The sequence below is a fragment of the Paenibacillus apii genome (genome assembly GCF_011043685.1).
Lineage (GTDB): Bacteria > Bacillota > Bacilli > Paenibacillales > Paenibacillaceae > Paenibacillus_AQ > Paenibacillus_AQ sabinae.
The window spans coordinates 115,609-133,468 of the sequence record NZ_JAAKGU010000012.1; the positions used below are offsets into that span (position 1 = coordinate 115,609).

The 17,860-nt window shown below is 60.1% G+C and carries 12 protein-coding genes and 1 riboswitch; of the genes, 2 read left to right on the plus strand and 10 right to left on the minus strand.

Annotated features, from left to right (window positions below):
• Positions 1 to 34: 34 nt before the first annotated feature.
• From G5B47_RS21210 to G5B47_RS25745, 5 genes are all read right to left on the minus strand, one after another.
• Entirely contained in the window at positions 35 to 1,741 is a 1,707-nt protein-coding gene (locus tag G5B47_RS21210; protein ID WP_165102448.1) for a methyl-accepting chemotaxis protein, read from the minus strand.
• 161 nt (positions 1,742 to 1,902) lie between these two features.
• The gene (locus tag G5B47_RS21215) at positions 1,903 to 2,586 is read right to left on the minus strand and encodes an ECF transporter S component (protein ID WP_165102450.1); all 684 of its coding nucleotides are present in this window, start codon (positions 2,584 to 2,586) and stop codon (positions 1,903 to 1,905) included.
• A complete protein-coding gene (locus G5B47_RS21220) occupies positions 2,559 to 4,235 on the minus strand; it encodes an ABC transporter ATP-binding protein (RefSeq protein WP_165102453.1) in 1,677 nt (558 codons plus the stop codon). The genes G5B47_RS21215 and G5B47_RS21220 overlap by 28 nt, the downstream gene beginning before the upstream one ends.
• A complete protein-coding gene (locus tag G5B47_RS21225; RefSeq protein ID WP_165102455.1) occupies positions 4,151 to 5,092 on the minus strand; it encodes an energy-coupling factor transporter transmembrane component T in 942 nt (313 codons plus the stop codon). The genes G5B47_RS21220 and G5B47_RS21225 overlap by 85 nt, the downstream gene beginning before the upstream one ends.
• Positions 5,089 to 5,418, minus strand: coding sequence for a DUF4430 domain-containing protein (locus G5B47_RS25745; RefSeq protein ID WP_235957259.1), 330 nt, complete (start codon positions 5,416 to 5,418; stop codon positions 5,089 to 5,091). Before G5B47_RS25745 ends, G5B47_RS21225 begins: the two co-directional genes overlap by 4 nt.
• Here G5B47_RS25745 and G5B47_RS25750 point away from each other — a divergent pair.
• Complete coding sequence (locus G5B47_RS25750; RefSeq protein WP_235957260.1) at positions 5,384 to 5,572, plus strand: hypothetical protein; 189 nt, start codon at positions 5,384 to 5,386, stop codon at positions 5,570 to 5,572. The two genes, G5B47_RS25745 and G5B47_RS25750, sit on opposite strands and share 35 nt — an antisense overlap.
• Positions 5,573 to 5,590: 18 nt before the next feature.
• Entirely contained in the window at positions 5,591 to 6,169 is a 579-nt protein-coding gene (locus G5B47_RS25755; RefSeq protein ID WP_235957262.1) for a hypothetical protein, read from the plus strand.
• A 185-nt stretch (positions 6,170 to 6,354) separates the two neighbouring features.
• On the opposite strand, the gene G5B47_RS21235 is transcribed toward G5B47_RS25755, so the two are convergent.
• The 5 genes from G5B47_RS21235 to G5B47_RS21255 form a co-directional block, all read right to left on the minus strand.
• Positions 6,355 to 10,875: an S-layer homology domain-containing protein gene (locus G5B47_RS21235; protein ID WP_165102458.1), complete on the minus strand. Its 4,521-nt coding sequence runs from the start codon at positions 10,873 to 10,875 to the stop codon at positions 6,355 to 6,357.
• Positions 10,876 to 11,048: 173 nt separating this feature from the next.
• Positions 11,049 to 11,241: riboswitch (cobalamin riboswitch) on the minus strand.
• A 91-nt stretch (positions 11,242 to 11,332) separates the two neighbouring features.
• Positions 11,333 to 14,410 carry a GAP1-N2 domain-containing protein gene (locus G5B47_RS21240; RefSeq protein ID WP_165102461.1) on the minus strand — a complete coding sequence of 1,026 codons (3,078 nt, stop codon included), beginning with the start codon at positions 14,408 to 14,410 and terminating at the stop codon, positions 11,333 to 11,335.
• A gap of 3 nt (positions 14,411 to 14,413) precedes the next feature.
• The gene (locus G5B47_RS21245) at positions 14,414 to 15,670 is read right to left on the minus strand and encodes a hypothetical protein (protein WP_165102464.1); all 1,257 of its coding nucleotides are present in this window, start codon (positions 15,668 to 15,670) and stop codon (positions 14,414 to 14,416) included.
• 218 nt (positions 15,671 to 15,888) lie between these two features.
• Positions 15,889 to 16,530, minus strand: a complete 642-nt coding sequence (locus G5B47_RS21250) for a beta-mannanase (protein WP_165102467.1) — start codon at positions 16,528 to 16,530, stop codon at positions 15,889 to 15,891.
• An 18-nt stretch (positions 16,531 to 16,548) separates the two neighbouring features.
• Positions 16,549 to 17,844 (minus strand): vWA domain-containing protein, encoded by a 1,296-nt coding sequence (locus tag G5B47_RS21255; RefSeq protein ID WP_165102469.1) that lies wholly within the window; start codon positions 17,842 to 17,844, stop codon positions 16,549 to 16,551.
• Positions 17,845 to 17,860: the final 16 nt, after the last annotated feature.

Genomic DNA, 17,860 nt, shown 5'->3' on the forward strand with positions numbered 1-17,860 from the left:
CTTTTCATTTGAGGCTGTAAAGCCTCTGTTAGCCTTACAGCTTGAACCCGGCAAGATTCTTCTGCAGCTCCTCCGCCAGCGTGGCCAGATAGCGGGCCGAGCCCGACATTTCTTCCATCGCCGACATCTGCTCCTCGCTGGACGCGCTGACATCCTCGACGCCCGCCCCGCCTTTTTGCGAAATTTCGTTCACCATTTCCATAACGGCAACCAAATCTCCGGATTCTTCGGCCACATGCTTCACCGATTTACGGATCGATTCGGTCTGCCGGATGGCATCCTGTATGGATGTGACGATTTCGGAGAACGCCTCGGAAATTTCGCCGCTTCCGGCCATGCCCTCTGTCGCAAGCTTGGCCCCTTGAGCCATGGATTCGACAGCTTCTCCGGTCTGCTGCTGAATTTGTGTAATAATATCGGTAATATGAAGCGAGCTCTTGGCCGTCTCCTCGGACAGTTTGCGGATCTCTCCCGCCACGACGGCGAAGCCCCGTCCCACCTCACCGGCTCTGGCGGCCTCAATGGAGGCATTCAGAGACAGGAGATTCGTCTGCCCTGCAATTCCGTTAATCGTCGTAATAATATCGCTGATTTTCCCGGACAATTCGGCCAAGGAAACGATAATCCGCTGTGTTTCCGTCACGTTTGCGTTGATCTGCTCCATTTGCTCCGCAATACGGGTGACCTTGTCGGCTCCGTGGTCGGCGGAATCCGCCGCTTTGGCCATCAGCTCTGACATCTGCTCGCTCCCGCTCTCCACCGTCGAGATATCCTCGGCCATCGCCTGGATGGAGGCGTTCGTCTCGGCGATACTGTATATCTGCGTTTCAAACCCTGTCGCAAGCTCCGAAGCGGTGGACGCAATCAAATTGGAGGCCAGCGAGGTCTGCTCGGCGCTTGCGCTCATTTCCTCAGAAGAAGCGGACAAGGTCTCCGCGCTCTCCGACACGCTCTGCAGCATACGGCGCAGGCTTGCCAGCATGCCGTTAAACGAGCCGCTGATTTGACCGATTTCGTCCTTGGAGCTGTACGCCGCTTCAGACGTCAAGTCTCCCTGCTCCGCTTTCCCCATACTCTCGCGCAGGATGGCCAGAGGCATCGTAATCATGCGAACGATAAAGAAGGCGGCCAGCAGGGAAAGAAGGGTAAAGACAAGAATCAGGACGATATTCAGGTTCCGCGTGTTCTCAGCTTTGGCCATGGCGTCCTTGTACTGCTTCTCCGCATCCTGCTGAAGAAGACTTCCGGCATTGCCGAGGAGATTAACCATCTTGCCCCGCAGCGTGCTGAACTCTCCGGAAAAAAGGGCATAGGCCTCCGCATTGCGGTTAGCCTTGGCGAGCACAATGATCCGCTCTCGTTGGCTCCGGTATTCCGAAAGCAGCGTTTCGTATTCTTTCAACATGCCTATGGCATCGGCCTTGCCGCCGGAAGCTTGGAGCAGCTTTTTGGACAGGGCGTCGTTACTCGCCTTCTTCGATTTGACATCCTCGGCAAGATTAGCTTTGCTTGCCGCATTTTCCGTCATCATAAGCTCCAGCAAATCGGATTCGATCAACCCGTTGTTGATCCGGATTTGGGAGGACCATAGAACAGGCAGCAGATTCTCGTTGTACATAGCTTTGGAACGGTCCGCGAGCTGCTGCCCGGTAACGATCCCTACGACTCCCACACTGATCAGGGCAAACAGGACGATAAGCACAATCAGTCCCATTTTATACTTTAATCTTAAATCTTTCATTGCAATCCTCACTCTCCGGGTGACTTTTTACATATACAAATTGTTTATCGGCAAAACCCCTTTGTAAATTGAATGATTTGAATGAAAAAGCCGACAAATTACAACAAAAAGCCGCACGGATCGTTATCCGCCGGCTTGTCATGGGCCGTTCAGCTTGCGCTCTAGCGCAGCAGCCCGTATTTTTTGCGAAACCGTTCAAGCACCTTGATCCAGCCTCCCGCCAAAATAGACAGAAAGACAACGTTGGACAGCGCATGCGCCAGATCGAAATAAAAGCTTTGCCCGTATACTACGGCCACCAGTCCCCAGCTGAAAGCGTCGGGCAGGCCGATAAGGTGCCAAATATTCATGATCCAGCCGAATAAAAAGCCCCAAATAAAGCCGAACAGCAGCAGCCCGGATCTTGTTCTCATCCAGCGTGTGCTGCGCAGCCAGCCAGCGGTCAGCCCGACCATCCCCCAGGCGAACATCTGCCACGGCGTCCACGGCCCCTGGCCGAAATACAGATTCGAGACGAGCGCCGCAACCGCTCCGATCAGGAAGCCTGCCTCCGCCCCGAATACATACGCCGACAAAATAACAATGGCCGACACCGGCTTGACGCTAGGAAGCGCGGCGAACGGAATCCGGCTGACGGCGGCAAGCGCGGCCAGAACGGCAAGCAGGACCAGCTCTCTAGGCTCAAGCTTCCGGCGTTCCAGCCTCAGAAACAGCGGAAGGAGCGCGGCGCAGAGCAGCACCAGGCTCAGCAGCAGGTAATGCCGGTCCTTGAGCGCGGAAGACAGCGCCAGCGCGCCGATAAACAGGCCCAGTGCGATCAGGAGCGGGAAACGAATCTTTGCCAATCCGCCATCACATCCTCTACGGTCAATGCTTGCGGCAGCCGGTCGCGGACCATCCGGTTCACGGCTGTCGTATAGAAATAATTCGCGCCGAAAAAAGCCTCCGGCGTTCCTTCCGCCGCAATGCTTCCGTCAAACAGCAAGGCGCAGCGGGAAGCGTACCGGGCCGCAAACTCGACGTCATGCGTAACGAATGTCACGCTTTTTCCGTCCTCCGTCAAGGCTTGCAGCAGCTCCGCCAAATGCTCCTTGGCGCCGGGGTCAAGCCCCTTGGTAGGCTCATCCAGCAGCAGAATATCCGGCCGCAGCAGCAGCACCATCGCCAGCGCCGTCTTCTGCTGCTCGCCTCCGCTGATGTCATGCGGGTGGCTGCCGAGCACGCCTTCAAGCCCGAAAGCGCGCGTAAGCGAAGCAATCTCCCGCTCGCCCTCCGAAGCGGACAACCCGGCGTGCTTCGCCATATGCCGCAGCTCTTCCGACACCGTGTCATGGCTGAAATACAGCAAGGGATTTTGCGCCAGATAACCGGCGGTGACGCCCTTCGGCATCGCCGCCCGGCCCCGCTGCGGCTTCAGCAGCCCGGCCATCAGCTGCAGCAGGGTGGACTTGCCCGCGCCGTTGCCGCCAACGATGGCGGTCAGCTCCCCCCGGTGCAGCGAGAAATCCAGCTTCTTCAATATCTCGGGCCCGTCCTTCTCGTAACGGAAGCTTGCCTCCCGGCATTCCAATAGCGCCTCCCGGGCGCGGGAAGGCTTGGGCGCCCGCGCAAAAAAGCCGGGACCTGACCTGGGGGATAAAGCTCCGGCCGCCGACTCCAGCCAGCGTTTGCCCTCCCGCACGGTCAGCGGGATCGTATTGTGAGGCTCGGAGGCGGCTGCTCCGGCTGACAGCGCCAGAAAGAGGCGCGAAGCGGCGGGCAAATAGGCTTGGTGTTCTTCTCCAAGCCCGCTCCCCGCGGCGCGTACGATGCCCTGGGGGCTGCCGTCCGCCGCAATTCTGCCCTTCTCCATCAGCAGGACGCGGTCCGCCAGCGGCAGCGCTTCTTCCAGCCGGTGCTCGCTTAAGATAACCGTCATCGACAGCTCCTCGTTCAGACGGCGGAGCAGGTACATGAACTCGCGCGCCGCTACGGGGTCCAGCTGGGAGGTCGGCTCGTCCAGCAGCAGCAGCCGGGGATGCAGCAGCAGGACGGACGCCAGATTGACGAGCTGCTTCTGCCCGCCGGACAGCTCATGCACCGGCTTGTACAGCAGCGGCTCCAGCCCGAACAGCCCGGCCATCTCGGCCAGCCTTCCGCGCATGACGGACGGGGAAAGGCCCAGATTTTCCATGGAAAAAGCAAGCTCCTGCCACACCGTCTCCATCACGATCTGCGCCTCGGGATTCTGGAAGACCATCCCGATCTCCCCGGTGGCGGTCTCCGGCGGCAGCAGCGGCAGCTCGATGCCTTTGTAATAGATCGTGCCGCTTCCTTCCCCAACCGGCGTCAGCTCCCGCTTCAGATGCCGCAGGAGCGTCGTTTTGCCGCTGCCCGAGGGACCGCAGAGGACGACGAATTCGCCCTCTTTTATTGTGAATGATAGCCCGTCCAGTGAAGGCCTTTCTTCCCCCGGATAGAGGAAGGACAGCTCATGCGCGCGGACGATCTCCATAACCATTTCTCCTTTCCTTCTACCCAGAGAGGAAGCGCCGCGAACAGGCAAAAGGCGGCGTACATCGCCGCTTCCTGCCAGGTAAACACTGGCGGCTTCAGCCGGGGATACAGCATCAGCATGCCGTATCCCTGAGACCAGCCCCACAGGGTGCCCAGCGCGCCCGCTCCAAGCCCGGCCAAGACGCGGATATCGCGCCGCTCCAGCCGGTACACCGCATATGAGGTCCGGCGGCGAATGCCGTATCCTCGGGCCTTCATGGAGTCGGCGGTCTGCAGCGCTTCCTCCAGCGACCAGGTCAGCAGCGTCTTCAGCAGCGTCATGCCGTCCGACATGCGGGAGCGCAGGCTGCCTTCGCGGACCGACACGCCGCGCGCGCCCTGAATCTGCGCAATCCGGCGAAGCCGCCGCTGAAACAGCGGAACGAAGCGGAGCGTCATGAGCGTAATCAGGGCGCTCTTGGGAGCAGCGGACGCGAACAGGTACATGAATTTGTCCGGCGTTACCGTATAGTTGTACGAAAGAAAAAGAACAAACACCGCAATCAGCACGACCATCATCATCAGCCCGTACAGCACGGCTTCCAGGGTGATCGGCTGATCCAGAAAATAAAACAGGATAACGGCTCCCCTGTGCGAAAACAGCGGGTTCAGCAGCGCCGCCGGAACGGCGACGATCAGGCCAAATCCCAGGCTCCCCGCGATCTGCCGCCCTTGTCCCTGAAGCAGCATCAGGCCAAGCAGGGCCAGGATTTCGGTCAGCAGGAACACCGGGTGGAACAGCAGCAGCGTGAACAGCAGCAGACCGGCGTAATAGACGACGGCCACTGACGGATGCATGGACCGGAAGCCGCTCACCTTGAGGCTCCCAGGTCCTTGCCCATATCGAGCGTATACAGCCATTCCACCGTATCCCCGGGCTTCAGCTTGTAAGCCCCGGCGCTCTCGCTCAGGAACTTGCCGTTCACCCGGTACATCCAGCCGCTCTCGGCGCCCCGGTCCATCTCGTACAGGTTGGCGATGCCTTCCACATAACCGGCGGCCTTTGCGCCCCGGTACTCCATCTGGATTTTGTGCTGGCGGGTGATCCGCTTCAGCACATCCAGCGCGCTGTCGCCATCCTCCACCGTGGCTGTGGTCGGCGGCAGAATGGTCCCCAGCTCATCGTCACCGACTATGGACATGGTGACGGCCGCTTGCTCGGCGGCGGGCCGATCGCCGCCGGATGAAGGCGACGGGCTGGCCGCCGTCGCCGCGGGCTTCGGCTGCGCTGGGGCGGCCGATTTCGCGGCCGCACTTGGCTTCGGCGCAGCCGAAGCTGGCGGAGCAGCCTCCTGACCCGGCGGCTGCGCGCCCGTGGACGCCGGGGCGGGCGAAGCGGCCCCGGCGGTCTTGGCCGCCGCCGACGGCGCGGCGGCGTGGTCTCCCGGCGGCTGCGAAGCGCCGGGAGCCTGTGGCCGGGCCGTGCCGGCAGGCCCGGCCGTGCTTGGCCCAGCGGCGGACGCAGTCGCCGCTGCCGCCGTGCCCGGCGCGGGACTTGCGCCGGGCGTGCCCTTGGCGGCTTCAGGCGAAGCCGAAGCCGGGGCTGCGCCGCCTCCGGCGGCGCTTGGCGGCGGGGACACCGCCGCCTCGTCTGTGCCCGGCGCGCAGCCGGGCAGCAGCAGCGCGGCTGCGAGCAGAAGGGGCGCCAGGGAACGGGCGCCCGCTGTTCGGATGAACTTCAAGATGGGAACACCTCCGTCTAAAGGGAAAGAACGAGGGCAGCAGAGCGCCCCCGTTCATTGTATTAAAGCTTATATGATTCCATTCGGAATGGGCAGAGCGGAATTTCTCCCGCTTATCCATCCGTATAAGGGCCGCCGGCAAGATCAAATGGGAAAATCTCCATCTAAATCCGGGGGATTGGCCCAAAACAAAGGAAAACCGGCCGATTAACCGGAGTTTTTCCAGTTCGATTAACCGTAGACATCCTTTTAGCAAAAATAAAGGGGATATTTTCCTGCTTGTATCATCGGGTTACCTAAGATTGGGCCCTTTTCTTACGCTGCGGATCGAGCGCGAGGTACCGCTCCCGCAGACAATTGGAACGTCCTGCCGATTTAAGCACACACTCCGGCAGACTAAGGCAGCCGGACGGCCACAACGGCCGCCATTTCCCTCGTTACGGCGCCAGACGGATCAAACGAGCCGCCAAATCCGGTCATGTACCCCTTCTCGGTTACCGCGTTCACGGCGTCAATCGCGTAGCTGCCGATTGCGGCGCCGTCTTTGAAGGAGGCTTTGGACGAAGGCGACAGCTTATAGGCTCTCGCAATCATCACCGCCATATCCTGACGGCTGACCGGCTGGTTCGGCTTGAACGAGGTTGCCGTTACCCCGCCGATGATGCCAAGCTCTTTCGCTTTCATAACATATCCATAATACCATGATTCGGCTTTGACGTCGCCAAAGCCGGAAACGGCGGATGCGGCGCCAGGCGTGTTACCTGTCAGCCTTACAAGCAGAGCCGCGAGCTGAGCCCGGGTAATCGCCGCTTTCGGAGCGAACGCGGGCTTCGCGCCGCCGAGGCCTTCCATCAGCTTTTGATCATAGGCTTCATGCACTGAAGACAGCGCCCATGCCGAGATTTGCTTCTCGTCGGCGAATACGGCCGGAGCCGTAACCGGGGCATCGGCCAGACGGTAGAGCTTGCCTTGTCCGTTCAGATACAGATCGTATGCCGTCAGGGCCAGCAGCGCCTGCTCGGTGGCCAGTCCGCTGCTGCCGCCACTCACCGTATGGGCATACCCGCCGTCGCTGCGCTTGAACGATGCCAGGTTGCTCAGCAGGCTTCCCTTCGCTTTGACAAACCGGGCGTCCCCCGGTCCGATATCCACTGCGGAAAGGGCGATGATGACCTGCGACACGCTCTCGCTGTTCTCTTCGCCGGACAGCTTATAGCCGCCGTCTTCGAGCTGCTGCGCCGACAGCCAGGCGACCGCTTTGTCAATGGCTGCCTGCACTCCGGCTTCTTCCTTGTGTGCGGACAGCGCGGCGACCGCCATCGCGGTCAGATCCACGTTGCTCTCCCCGTTGTCCGTCAGCGGGAATCCTCCGTCCGTGTTCTGGATATCCGCGATCCACTTCACCAGCTTGGCTCTGGTCCAGGCCGCGTTCGCCGGAACGGAATAGTTCCCGCTGTCCAGCGCCAGAAGCGCAAAGATCGGTCCGTTGCTTCCCTGGTTCGTGAGGTTCCCGTTATTGTAAATCTTGGCGATCAGGTCATAGCCCGCCGCGTTTCTCGGGTCTCCGCCTGCGGCAGTTATGGACAGCGCCAGCCGCTCGTAATCGGTCACCTTGCGGAATTCGCCCTTGCTCTCCGCAATTTGCTTCAGCACGCTTTCCAGATAACCCGCCGGAAGCGAGTTACCGGAGCGGACCAGGCCGAAGGCCTGCCAATCGCTAAGCTCTCCCGTCGACAAAATCCATTTGGCCGCCGCCGAAATGTCGGCTTTCAATTCATTTCCGGCTGCTTCCCATTTGCTGCGGTCGACTACGGCATATTTGGTAAAATGGCTTACTTTGCCGGTAATCGTTCCCGTCGACAGATCCAGCACGGCCGGAACCGGAATCCATTGATTCGTCTTTTCATCCAGCCAGGCCAGCGCCAGATTTTGCGGGTTGCGCGTCCCTACGGGAATCTGGATGGACAAATCCGTAGGCTTGGCAAATTTCGTTCCGTTTGGTGTGAACTCGTACATGCCCGATACCAGCTCCGGCCGGGACGAAGGCTGCTCCTGCACGCCGATGGTAATCGCGATACCTTCCACCGCTCCCGCCGGAATTTGCAGCTGCACCTCGCCGGCCGCATCCTTCAAGGCAGCTCCCGCCGATGTAGCCAGCTGCGCAAAGGCTACACTGTTCGCAGTCAGCGTCTTGGCGAGCTCGGCGGACTTCTCAGAAGTCATCGGCGTGCCGCTGACCGCTGTTGTCGCGCCAACCTGATTCAGCGGCAGCGTATTGGCGGAAGTGATCGACACACCCGAAGCTGCCGGATCTTTTGTACCCGAAGGGCCGCCTGAAGATGTTTCCGTCAAAGAGGTCACATACTTCCACAGCACATCGTCTCCGTCCTTCAACACATACTTATCGGCGCTGAAAGGCGGTTCGTTTCCGTTGACGAAATACTTCCAGCCGCTCTCGCCGCCCCGGTCAAATTCGGCCAGACCGTCGATCAAATAGACATATTCGCTTCCCGAAATTGGCCGCGATTTAACTTTGCTGCCCAGTGCGCGGACAAGAAGACTGTACGGACTGTCCCCGGCGCTAAGCTCAACGGAGGTGCTTGGCAGAATCGTTCCTTTTACGCTGTCGCCGACAACGGAAAGGGTTGCCTTGGAAACTACTGGAGGCGCGGTAATGGCTGCCGGCTGTGTATACCGTACCACACTTGGCGCTGCGCCCGCCTGATAACCGGTCACTTCGATTGTATAGCTGCCGGCGGACAGGCCGCCGAAGGAAGCGACACCCTGTTCATTCGTTATTGCCGTCTGTCCTCCGATGCTTACCTTCACACCAGAAGCTGGTGAAGTGACAGGATCGGAGTTGAAAGTATTATTATTCCATACCCACCCAACCTGAGTGACTTTAACCGTAAAAGCCTGCCCCGGCTGCGGCTGCGAAGGCGACAGCTCCACAGTGCGGACAACCTGGGTAGAGAAGCCTCCATAATAGACCAGCACCTTATCCGAAGCCTGAAGCTCAAAGTCGCCTAATCCGACGCTCGGATTAATCCATTCGCCCCCGCGTTGAACGACAAATGACCACCAGTTGTTCATGTCGCCGGTGATTCCGCCGATACCGCTGATAAAGCTTCCAAATGAAGATTGCGTGATATCGAGCGCGGTATGATTCGCATCGGCCAGTCTTTGAAGAGCCTCAAGCGCTACCGATCCGTTTATGGAGCCTTCCATAATCGTTCCCTGCGGTCCTTCTACTGCCAAAGACACCGGCACTTCCTTCGGCAGAACCGTAACCGTCCCGGTGTAGCGCACAACTGTCGGCGCGGCATTGTCCTGGTAGCCGGTAATTTGGAGCGCCTGTGTTCCGGGCGTCAGATCCGTTCCGAATGAGGCGACTCCCTGATCGTTCGTAGCGGCTGTTTTGCCGCCGATGGAGACGGTAACTCCGGCAGCCGCCGCGACTATGGGATTTCCGTTAAAGTCCCAAGTTTTTTTATGAACCGTTACCTCAAGAGCTTTACCTTCCTTCGGTGTAACCGGCGACAACGATACGGAATCGACCAACTGGGTGACGCCGAAATCGCCGTAATAAACGTAGAGTCGATCTCCGTCCTGGAGCGCAAATTGGTCAATGGCGCTGTAACCGCTGACCCATTGCCCGCCGCGCTGAACGATATACATCCAGCCGTCATAGCCGCCGTATTTCTTCTGCTGGATACCGGCTATTTCGCTGATATAAGTGCCGTATTGGCTTGATGTGCTGACAACCGCAATTCCCTTGGCTTCCGCCAGCTTGTTTAGCGCATCCAGTGCGCTGCTGCCGTATACACTGCCCTCGCCCAAGGACGCCGTCGGCCCTTCGATCGCTACGGACACCCGGACAAGCGGACGTGCCGCCGGAGGGTTCGCAATAAAATCATACAGATTGCTGTCGCCGCCGGCTGTGAACAGGTTGTACGCGGTCAGCGCCTGCAGCGCCTGCTCCGTGGCAAAAGCGTCGCTGCCGCCGGACAGCAGGTGGGCAAAGCCCCCGTCTGCCGTACGGAAGCTCATCAGACGGCTGATCAGATTGCTGCCGTTCTTGGTGAAATCTTGGCCGGCCGGATTGACACCGTACGCCGTCAGGCCGATAATGGCCTGTGAGACGCTCTCGCTGCTCTCTCCATAACCTCCGTGAGCCGTATTCTGCTGAGCGGACAGCCACTGCACCGCTCTTTGCCCGGCGGTAGCAACAGCCGGATCACTCTTGTAAGGAGCCAGGGCAACCAGAGCCATACCCGTAAGGTCGGGCTCGCTTAGGCCTCCGCTGGTAAGGGCAAAGCCCCCGTCACCGTTTTGTCTGGAAAGAATGTGTTGAACCAGCTTGTCGCGGGTCCAATTCGCATCGGACGGCACCGTATAGCTGCCGGAATCCAGCGCGATCAAGCCATAGACAGCGTTGTTCAGACTTTGTCCGGCGATGCCGCTGCTGCTGTAGATCGGCTCGATCAGATTATAACCTGCAATATTTGCAGGATCTTCTCCGACCGCTTTAGCCGCCAAAGCGTATCTGGCATAGTCGGTAACGGCGGAAAAGACTCCTTTCGCCTTCTCTACCTTTTGTTTAAGTGCGGCAGTGTAGGAATCCGGCACTTTGTAACCGGCTTGAGCCAAGCCGATCGCCTGCCATTCCGAGACTACCTCCTTCTTCAAAATGGACTCGGCCGCGGAATACACGGCATCGGTTACGCCGATTGACGGCGAAGACGGGGTGGCCTCAGCCGCACCCGCTGCTGCTCCAGCATCTGCAGTCCCCGCCCCCTGGGAATCCGCCGCCTCGGCAAGCGCATGCCCCGCCGGTGCAAAGGAAACGCCCAGCAAGGAAAAAATCATCAATAATGCCATTCCCAGCGCCAGAATTCTGGAAGAAATCCTGCTCATTCTTCAACCTCTTTCTCTCTTGAGTATTATGGGAGTCTTCCGAAACCATAAAAAAAGACCGCCCCGGAGGGACGGTCTTTCGGAAAAACGAGCCGGGAATCCATGCTGTATAAGCCACTCCCGGCATCGGCCGCGCGCAAATGCCAGATGCCCTCACCCCCCGAAGGACACTGAACCTTGGCTGAAAAAAGGCAGGTCTCCTGGCTTATGCCTCATCGCCTCCCCTCTGGCCTTCCCGTTCGCCTTGAACAGTGGCTTGATTCAGAGGAGCGCTCCGCATATACAGTGGCGGGACCGCGCCGGATTCCAACCGGCTTCCCTATTAAGCGGGCGTGTGATGCCCGCACCTTTTTCAGACGTTATTCGATTTTGACAACCTTTATCATATCGGTTATCACAGGGGTTGTCCATACATGAAAGGCCATTAAGCCATGAAATTGAACGCGTCAATTCTCCGCTATTCCGCCGGAGAACTCGCGCTTGCCGAAGGGGATGGAGCCGCCTGCGGAGCTTCCATCAGGACCAGCGTGTAGTCTTCGGCTTTCACCGTGCTGCCGGCCGTCAGCTTAGGGGCGGAAACGAGCGTTACCTTCACCTGGTTAGGTGCGACAGCGGAAGATCCTCCGCTCCCGCCGGATGAACCCGGTGCCTTGGAGCCCGCAATGCTTGACCCGGCGGCTGGCTCTCCCGACGGCGACGGCGAGCTTGCTGGAACGGTCCCGCCGATAGCCGCCGACGGGCCGGCCGAGGCCGAGAGCGAATCCCCGGCGGCCTTGCTCTCATCGGCGGACGCCGTGTCGGCCTGGCCTTGGCCGCTGCCGGCGTTCCCGGCCGTTCCTCCGCTTCCGGCCGCCGTTCCCGAACCGGCAGTGCCGGCGGAACCCGCTGCTGCCCCGGCATTCGAAGGGCTCGCCGATCCCGGCAGCCCGCAGCCATGGACCAGGCTGTCCACTTTATATACTTCAGCCTGGCCGGTCCCGGCATCCACCTCAATCTCCGCCGGATTAAATTCGCGGCAGGCGTCCGGGGAGGCGAAGGCGAACAGCAGCGAGCCCCCGCCCCCGCCGCGCTCAAGATAGGCGGCGGCTTCGAGATAGCCCGCGCCAGCCGCAGACTGCGTGGGCGAAGGCTGCGGCGAGGCGGCCGGAGCCGCTTCGTCTCCGCCGCCCTTCAATAGGCGGGCCGCAAGGGCGCCTGCAACCAGCAGAACGATAACGGCCGCGCCGAAGATCATCAGCTGAAACCGGCGCCGGCGCACCCACTGCGCCAGCGGCGAGGCCGCCTGCGCCCGGGCCTCTCCATATACGTTTTGCAGCGCGGGTCCCGCCGGGGCCATATACGTTTTTCGGAATTCGCGGCTCTTGAACGCTTCGCGGTCATGGCTGGCGAAATACTTCAAAATCGCCCGCCGGTAGCCCGGCTGGAACTTCCTTGAGGAAATGGCGAACAGCGGATTATCCTGCGACCAGGCCAGAAAACGGTAGACCTCTTCCTTGCCGCCTTCCCCCTTCCTCCGGACATGCTCCAGCAGCGCATCATACTCGAGCGGCCCTCCCTCGCGGGTGCTGCTGTGGTAGAAGGCCAGCGGCAGGCGGGCGAAAGGCTCGGCTCCCGGGCTCTCTTTCAGCCAGCGCCGTCCCAGAAGCTGCACATCGTCCAGTTCCTGCGGAGACAGGCCGTCAAAAATATGCTCGTCCGGGTTCTCTTCCCCGAACCAGCGGTACGCCGTGCGCAGCACATTCGCCTTCCGCCTGCTGTGCAGGTCAAGCGGCGGGTCCCATTCGCCCATATCGAGGGCGTAGCGGACAAATGACAGCTCCAGCAGCTGCTCCTGCGTAATATCTTCAAGCGAGAGCCGCTCCAGCAAATACCGATCGGCCGCCGCAGCCAGCTCCTTCTGGAGCGCCAGCGCTTCGGGGCGGATGCCGGCTCTCCGACGGCGGTCCTTCTCCGCTTGTTCAATGCGGCTATGGATCGCTGCCACGGCTCCCACCGGATCGCGCTCCCGCTCCAGCTTCTCCGGCAAATAATCGAGCAGCGCGTCATGGACGGCCGGTTGACGCAGCGCTTCGGGCATGAACCGGTCCCAATGCCCTATCCACTCCAGCAGCCCCGCGGCGTTCGCGGCCGACGCCAGCCGGGATTCCACATAGGGCTGGAACAGCAGACGCGCAAAGACCGGGGTCGTCAGCAGCTTGCGGAAAAAGGCGGCAGCCAGCTCCCCGCCGCTCTCAACTACGCCGAACGCCTCCTCCAGAGAATCCGTGCGGCCGGCATTTTGCGCGTTCAGCATCCCGTTAATAAAGTAATCGACGATCCGCGTCCGGTAATTATGGCCCTTCAGCGAAAAATAATCCCGGAAGCTCTCCAGAACGGCCGGCTCCGGTATCGCCTTCTGCCGGACGGCGTCGAATTCGCGGTCGAAGCGCTCCAGAAACAGGTCGTTCAGCCGGATTTTCAACTCCAGCGCCCCTTCTCTGCCCAGATAGCTGAGCAGCCCGTTCAGGACGGCGCTTTTGTTCTCCCGGTATAACGCCTCATCTCCCTGCTCGATCCGGTAAAAAACCGCTAGCTCGTTATAAGCCGCCAGTGACAGCTTCCGTTCCGCGGGCTCGCCTCCCAGCATCATGTCAGCGAACCCGGCAAAATCGTCCGCAGCCCCTTTCCCGCGCAGCAGCAGCTCCCAAGCGAGCTCAAGGAACGGCTGGGACGAGGCCGGGAAATCGGCGTTCAATATCCGTCCGGCGGCAAGATCAAAAATAAAGTCCTTCTCGATCGCCCGGTCACCGGGACGCAGCGAGCCGTTCTCCACAAACGTCAGGTGGATGTACTTGCGGCTCTGGGGCTCTTTTGCATACGTGATGACGCCGAGTCTGCGACGGAATTCGAGGGGGAGACAGCCGAGGAGCACCTCGGTCAGATCGGCCGCCCGCGCCGACAGCTCACTCACGGGGACGTTCAGCGATATATACATTTTCTTTTTGCCGGACACCGACTGCATGATCGCCTGCAGCAGATTGCTAAAGATTGCTCTGTCGACGCCGAGCGATTTCAGAACGTCCGCCGGGTGGGGACGGTTTCGCCGCGACACCGGGATGCCGCTCAGCTCCGGCAGGGGTTCTCCCGGTTCTCCGCTGAATCCTCCGGAAAAATCCGCATGCAGATAGCCGCCGTAATCCTGCACGATTTCTTCGGCCCGCGAGGCGGGAAGCACATAATTATGGGTGAAAAAGGCGCTGCGCAGCCCCGTGAAATCCGCCGCCTGGAAGACGCTTTGTCCAAGCACGGTCTCCCCGCTGTCCGGATGAAACAGATGAAGCGCGGGCGGATACAGCGACTCGTTCTTCTCGCCTCTGGCCGCCAGCTCCGCCGGAGCGTCGTACAGGCAGAAGGGGTGTAGGATTTTTTTGACGAAATTATCGTCCAGACTCTCCGACTTCGCCACCGTGTCAAAGCCCTCCGTGGAGCGGTAAACGCCGCGCCGCTGCCGCGTATACATCTGCTGGGCGACGCCGGCTTCCGAATGAATGCTCACCGTTTAATCGCTCCCTTCGATGAACTTCAGCTTGTGCAGCAGCCACAGGAACGGCTCATCCACCCGGATGGGGCTGACGACGCCTTCGATTTTCTGATCGACGGGATTGCTGCCAAGCGCCGAAACCGCGAAATAGGCGGTGTTGGAGAAATAGACATCCATCGTATCCTTGAACGGACGGTCCACTTTTCCGATAAAACGGCTGATTTCGCCGTCGATATTACCGACCTCGTCCAGATTCAGCGTCCCGCGGTGCACGTAATTGTTGAACACATTGCTGTTGGCCTTGATGTAATCCCCGTCCTCGTCCTTCAGTGAGTGCAGCATGTCGCTCTTGGTCAGCACAACGGCGGTCGGAATGTCGGTCTTGCTCTTCTCCTGATAGGCGATAAAATCGCCGAACAGCGTCAGCACCACGTCGCGCGGCTCATCGTACTGCGAGACCCATTCGCCGGGGCGGTCGCCGATATTGATGCGGATTTTTTCGCGGATGGAGCGGATTTGCAGCGGATCGACCATGAACAGGATGCCCGCCGAATTTTTGATATGCTGGCCGTGCAGCCCGAGGTAGTCCTGATCGACCATGCCCTCGCCCGCGACATCGAAGAAGACGAGCGTCAGCGGCGGCTTGTCCTCATTTTTGAACACGAATTGAAAAATAAACGGCTCCTGCATCTTCTCTTTCTGGGTCGAAGACAGCAAATCGCCGCGCTCAAACAGCGGGTCCTCGTACAGACTGCGAAATTTGCGGCTGATTTCAGCGTTCAGCGGCATGCAGGCGGCCTCGAAGTGGCCGGCGGTCGTATGCTGCAGCGTGTGGATGAGCGAGGTCATGTAGACCGATTTGCCGACCTGGGAAGCGCCGATAATGGAGATGATGTTGCTTGGCACCTTTCCCGCCGTGACCGGCAGCTCGTTGTGGCAGTGAGGGCAGAGACGTCTGCGCGTAAGCACCCCGTAGCGGTCGGTCAGCCCGGTCAGCACATGATCCGTATAATGATGATGCTCCTCCGGAATGTCGGACGGCCGAATAATCGCTTCAAGATCGTCCACCGAATCGAGCCCGAACCGCTCGCGGTATTTATTGAGCTCATCATCCTCGCCCAGCGCGTAATCCTCGTCGTCCTCCCGGCTGTGCATGGCCCGGAAGAGCACTTCCGACGGGTCGAATTTGCTGAAGCAGTACGGACATACGATATCGTAAAAAAGCGGCCGCGGCTGCGGCTGGTTCTTCTTCAAAAAGCGGCTGAAAAAAGACATATGCTCATCCTCCCAAGAAGAAACTCCTGACGGCGTCTTTTTAAGACGCAGGTACGTTTCTCGTAGAAATAGAAGTCAAAATAATAAACGCCGTTAAAAATAGCAGAACAGGTAATCGGGCTTAGCTTGCACCCGGGCGATTCGGTTCTAAACCTTCCTCCGTGTACCTCACCTGAAGCTCTCTGCTGTATCAATTGTGCAGGCCTTCGCGCCCGGTCTCATTCCGGCACCAGTTCATAGTAGCGTCCGTATTTCGGCCCATCGGTAAAAAAGATGCGGATCCGGTCGTCCCTGCCGATCTCAATCGGCGGAAGGGCGTTGCGGCCCGGCGCGAAATCCTGCACGAACGGAAAAAGAATGCCATCCTCTTTGTCGGCCGGATAACCGCCGTGCTTCTTGACATAGCACAGCACTTCCCGGCCGACGGGAACTTCCGCCGTAATCGTCATATGTACGGTCTGCTCCTTGCGGAACAAGCCCCGTTTGGCGTGAATCGCGTATCGGATGAGCGCCTTGCCCGCGCTGACGGTCGCAAGGTTCGCGCCGTCACGCTGCCGGACGAGCAGCGTCTCTCCGTTCTCCGTCACGCGGGCAAGCACGGTGTAGACCACCAGACCGATCTCCTCCAGCCGGTCGTGATAGCCGCCGTTTGCCTTGTATTCTTCACGCGTGTACAGCTTCAGACCTCCGGGCGGGCAACTGTCCTCTTCCGGGTGATCTCCGCCGCCCGGGCCTTTATGGATATAGACGGCCTGCAGGCCGTCGGGCCAGCGCCACCGGAGCGTGCAGGTCCGCTCCTCCACGCGCGAGATGATATCCGTGATGCCCGGCAGGTCCGGTGAATGCTCGATATATCTCATCGGCGCACAGCCCCTTTCCTAGTGATCTTTGTCAGCGGTCCGGAAGCCTTTGCTGCTCCGGTTCCCGCGGGGCGAATAGCCCTGTGACGGACGCCGGGACACCTGCTCGGCTCCGTGTCCGCGGCGGGTCAGCCGCCCTTCTCCCACCGGAATGACTGCGGTGAACAGCGCGATCACTCCGGCAAGCAGCAGTACGGCAAGCAGCCGCACCATCGCGTTCACGAAGGCGTGTCCGCCGAGGCCGAATTCCAGCGTGAGCCCGGCCAGCAGGCCGGACACGATGCCGCCGAGGCCGAAGCTTTTGGCCAGATGGCGGTTGTCGAAGACAATGCCGAGCCCGATTCCGAGCGCAGCCCCGATCAATACCAGCGACAGAACGCGCAGTGCCGCGTAATAAGGGCTGTTCTGCGTGTTATCCGTCCGCTCTGTAAGCAGCGTCCGGTCGCCGAGACGGTCGTAAATCTGGCGGAAGATATCGGCCAGACGGTTCGCGTCAGCGACATCGTAATATTGCCCGCCGGTCGTCCCGGCGATGGCCTTCAGCAGGGCTGGGCCGGAAGGATCGCTGATACTGAGGCCGATCGTGTTAACCGCAATCCCGCGGTCCACGTAATCGCGGAGCTCCGTAGAGGTGTCCAGCCGGCTTACCCCGTCCGACAGCAGAATGACCATCGCTCCCCGGCCGGAGGAACTGTCGCCGTTAATGACGTTCAGCGCCTCCGACAGCGCCCCGCTAAGATTCGTTCCGCCCTGGGTCGTCCGCAGAGTGTTAATCGCAGTCGTCACCTGCTCCCGGTTCCCAGCCTTCCCAAGCGAAGTCAGCGGCTGAACGACCGCCGCCTGGTCGCTGAATGTCAGCACCGCGACCCTGTTATCCCCGTCCATCCGCATCACTAGGTCCCGCGCAGCCGTATAGCGGCTGTTGCCTGGGTCGCTCTGCTCCATGCTGCCGGAATCATCGATGACCATCACGATATCCTTAACCGGCCTCAGGCCGCCGAAATTGAGTTCATATACGAACTCCATCAACGTCCCCGCGCCCAGCAGCAGGGCGACGGACAGCGGAAGCAGCTTCCAAGACAAGCCAAGGTACCGCCGACGCCACGACCAGCCGTTTAGGCGGGGCGAAATCATCTCGGCCAGCAGACAGCCGAGCCCCGCGCCAAGCGCCACAACGCCAAAGTACAGACCGACGACCAGAATGGACGGCCAGTCTCCAAGCAGGCGGCCCAGCAGCAGCTCGCCAATCACAAAAGCGACCGCTCCGCCGATCAGACTGAACAAGAGGAGAAGCAGATTCAATTTGCGCTGCATCGATTCATCATCCTTT

Coding starts and splice junctions, on each gene's coding strand:
- G5B47_RS21220 (WP_165102453.1), bottom strand. CDS start 4,235: ATGGAGATCGTCCGCGCGCATGAGCTGTCCTTCCTCTATCCGGGGGAA.
- G5B47_RS25750 (WP_235957260.1), top strand. CDS start 5,384: ATGGTCCCCAGCTCATCGTCACCGACTATGGACATGGTGACGGCCGCT.
- G5B47_RS21235 (WP_165102458.1), bottom strand. CDS start 10,875: ATGAGCAGGATTTCTTCCAGAATTCTGGCGCTGGGAATGGCATTATTG.
- G5B47_RS21210 (WP_165102448.1), bottom strand. CDS start 1,741: ATGAAAGATTTAAGATTAAAGTATAAAATGGGACTGATTGTGCTTATC.
- G5B47_RS21255 (WP_165102469.1), bottom strand. CDS start 17,844: ATGCAGCGCAAATTGAATCTGCTTCTCCTCTTGTTCAGTCTGATCGGC.
- G5B47_RS21250 (WP_165102467.1), bottom strand. CDS start 16,530: ATGAGATATATCGAGCATTCACCGGACCTGCCGGGCATCACGGATATC.
- G5B47_RS21245 (WP_165102464.1), bottom strand. CDS start 15,670: ATGTCTTTTTTCAGCCGCTTTTTGAAGAAGAACCAGCCGCAGCCGCGG.
- G5B47_RS25745 (WP_235957259.1), bottom strand. CDS start 5,418: ATGTCCATAGTCGGTGACGATGAGCTGGGGACCATTCTGCCGCCGACC.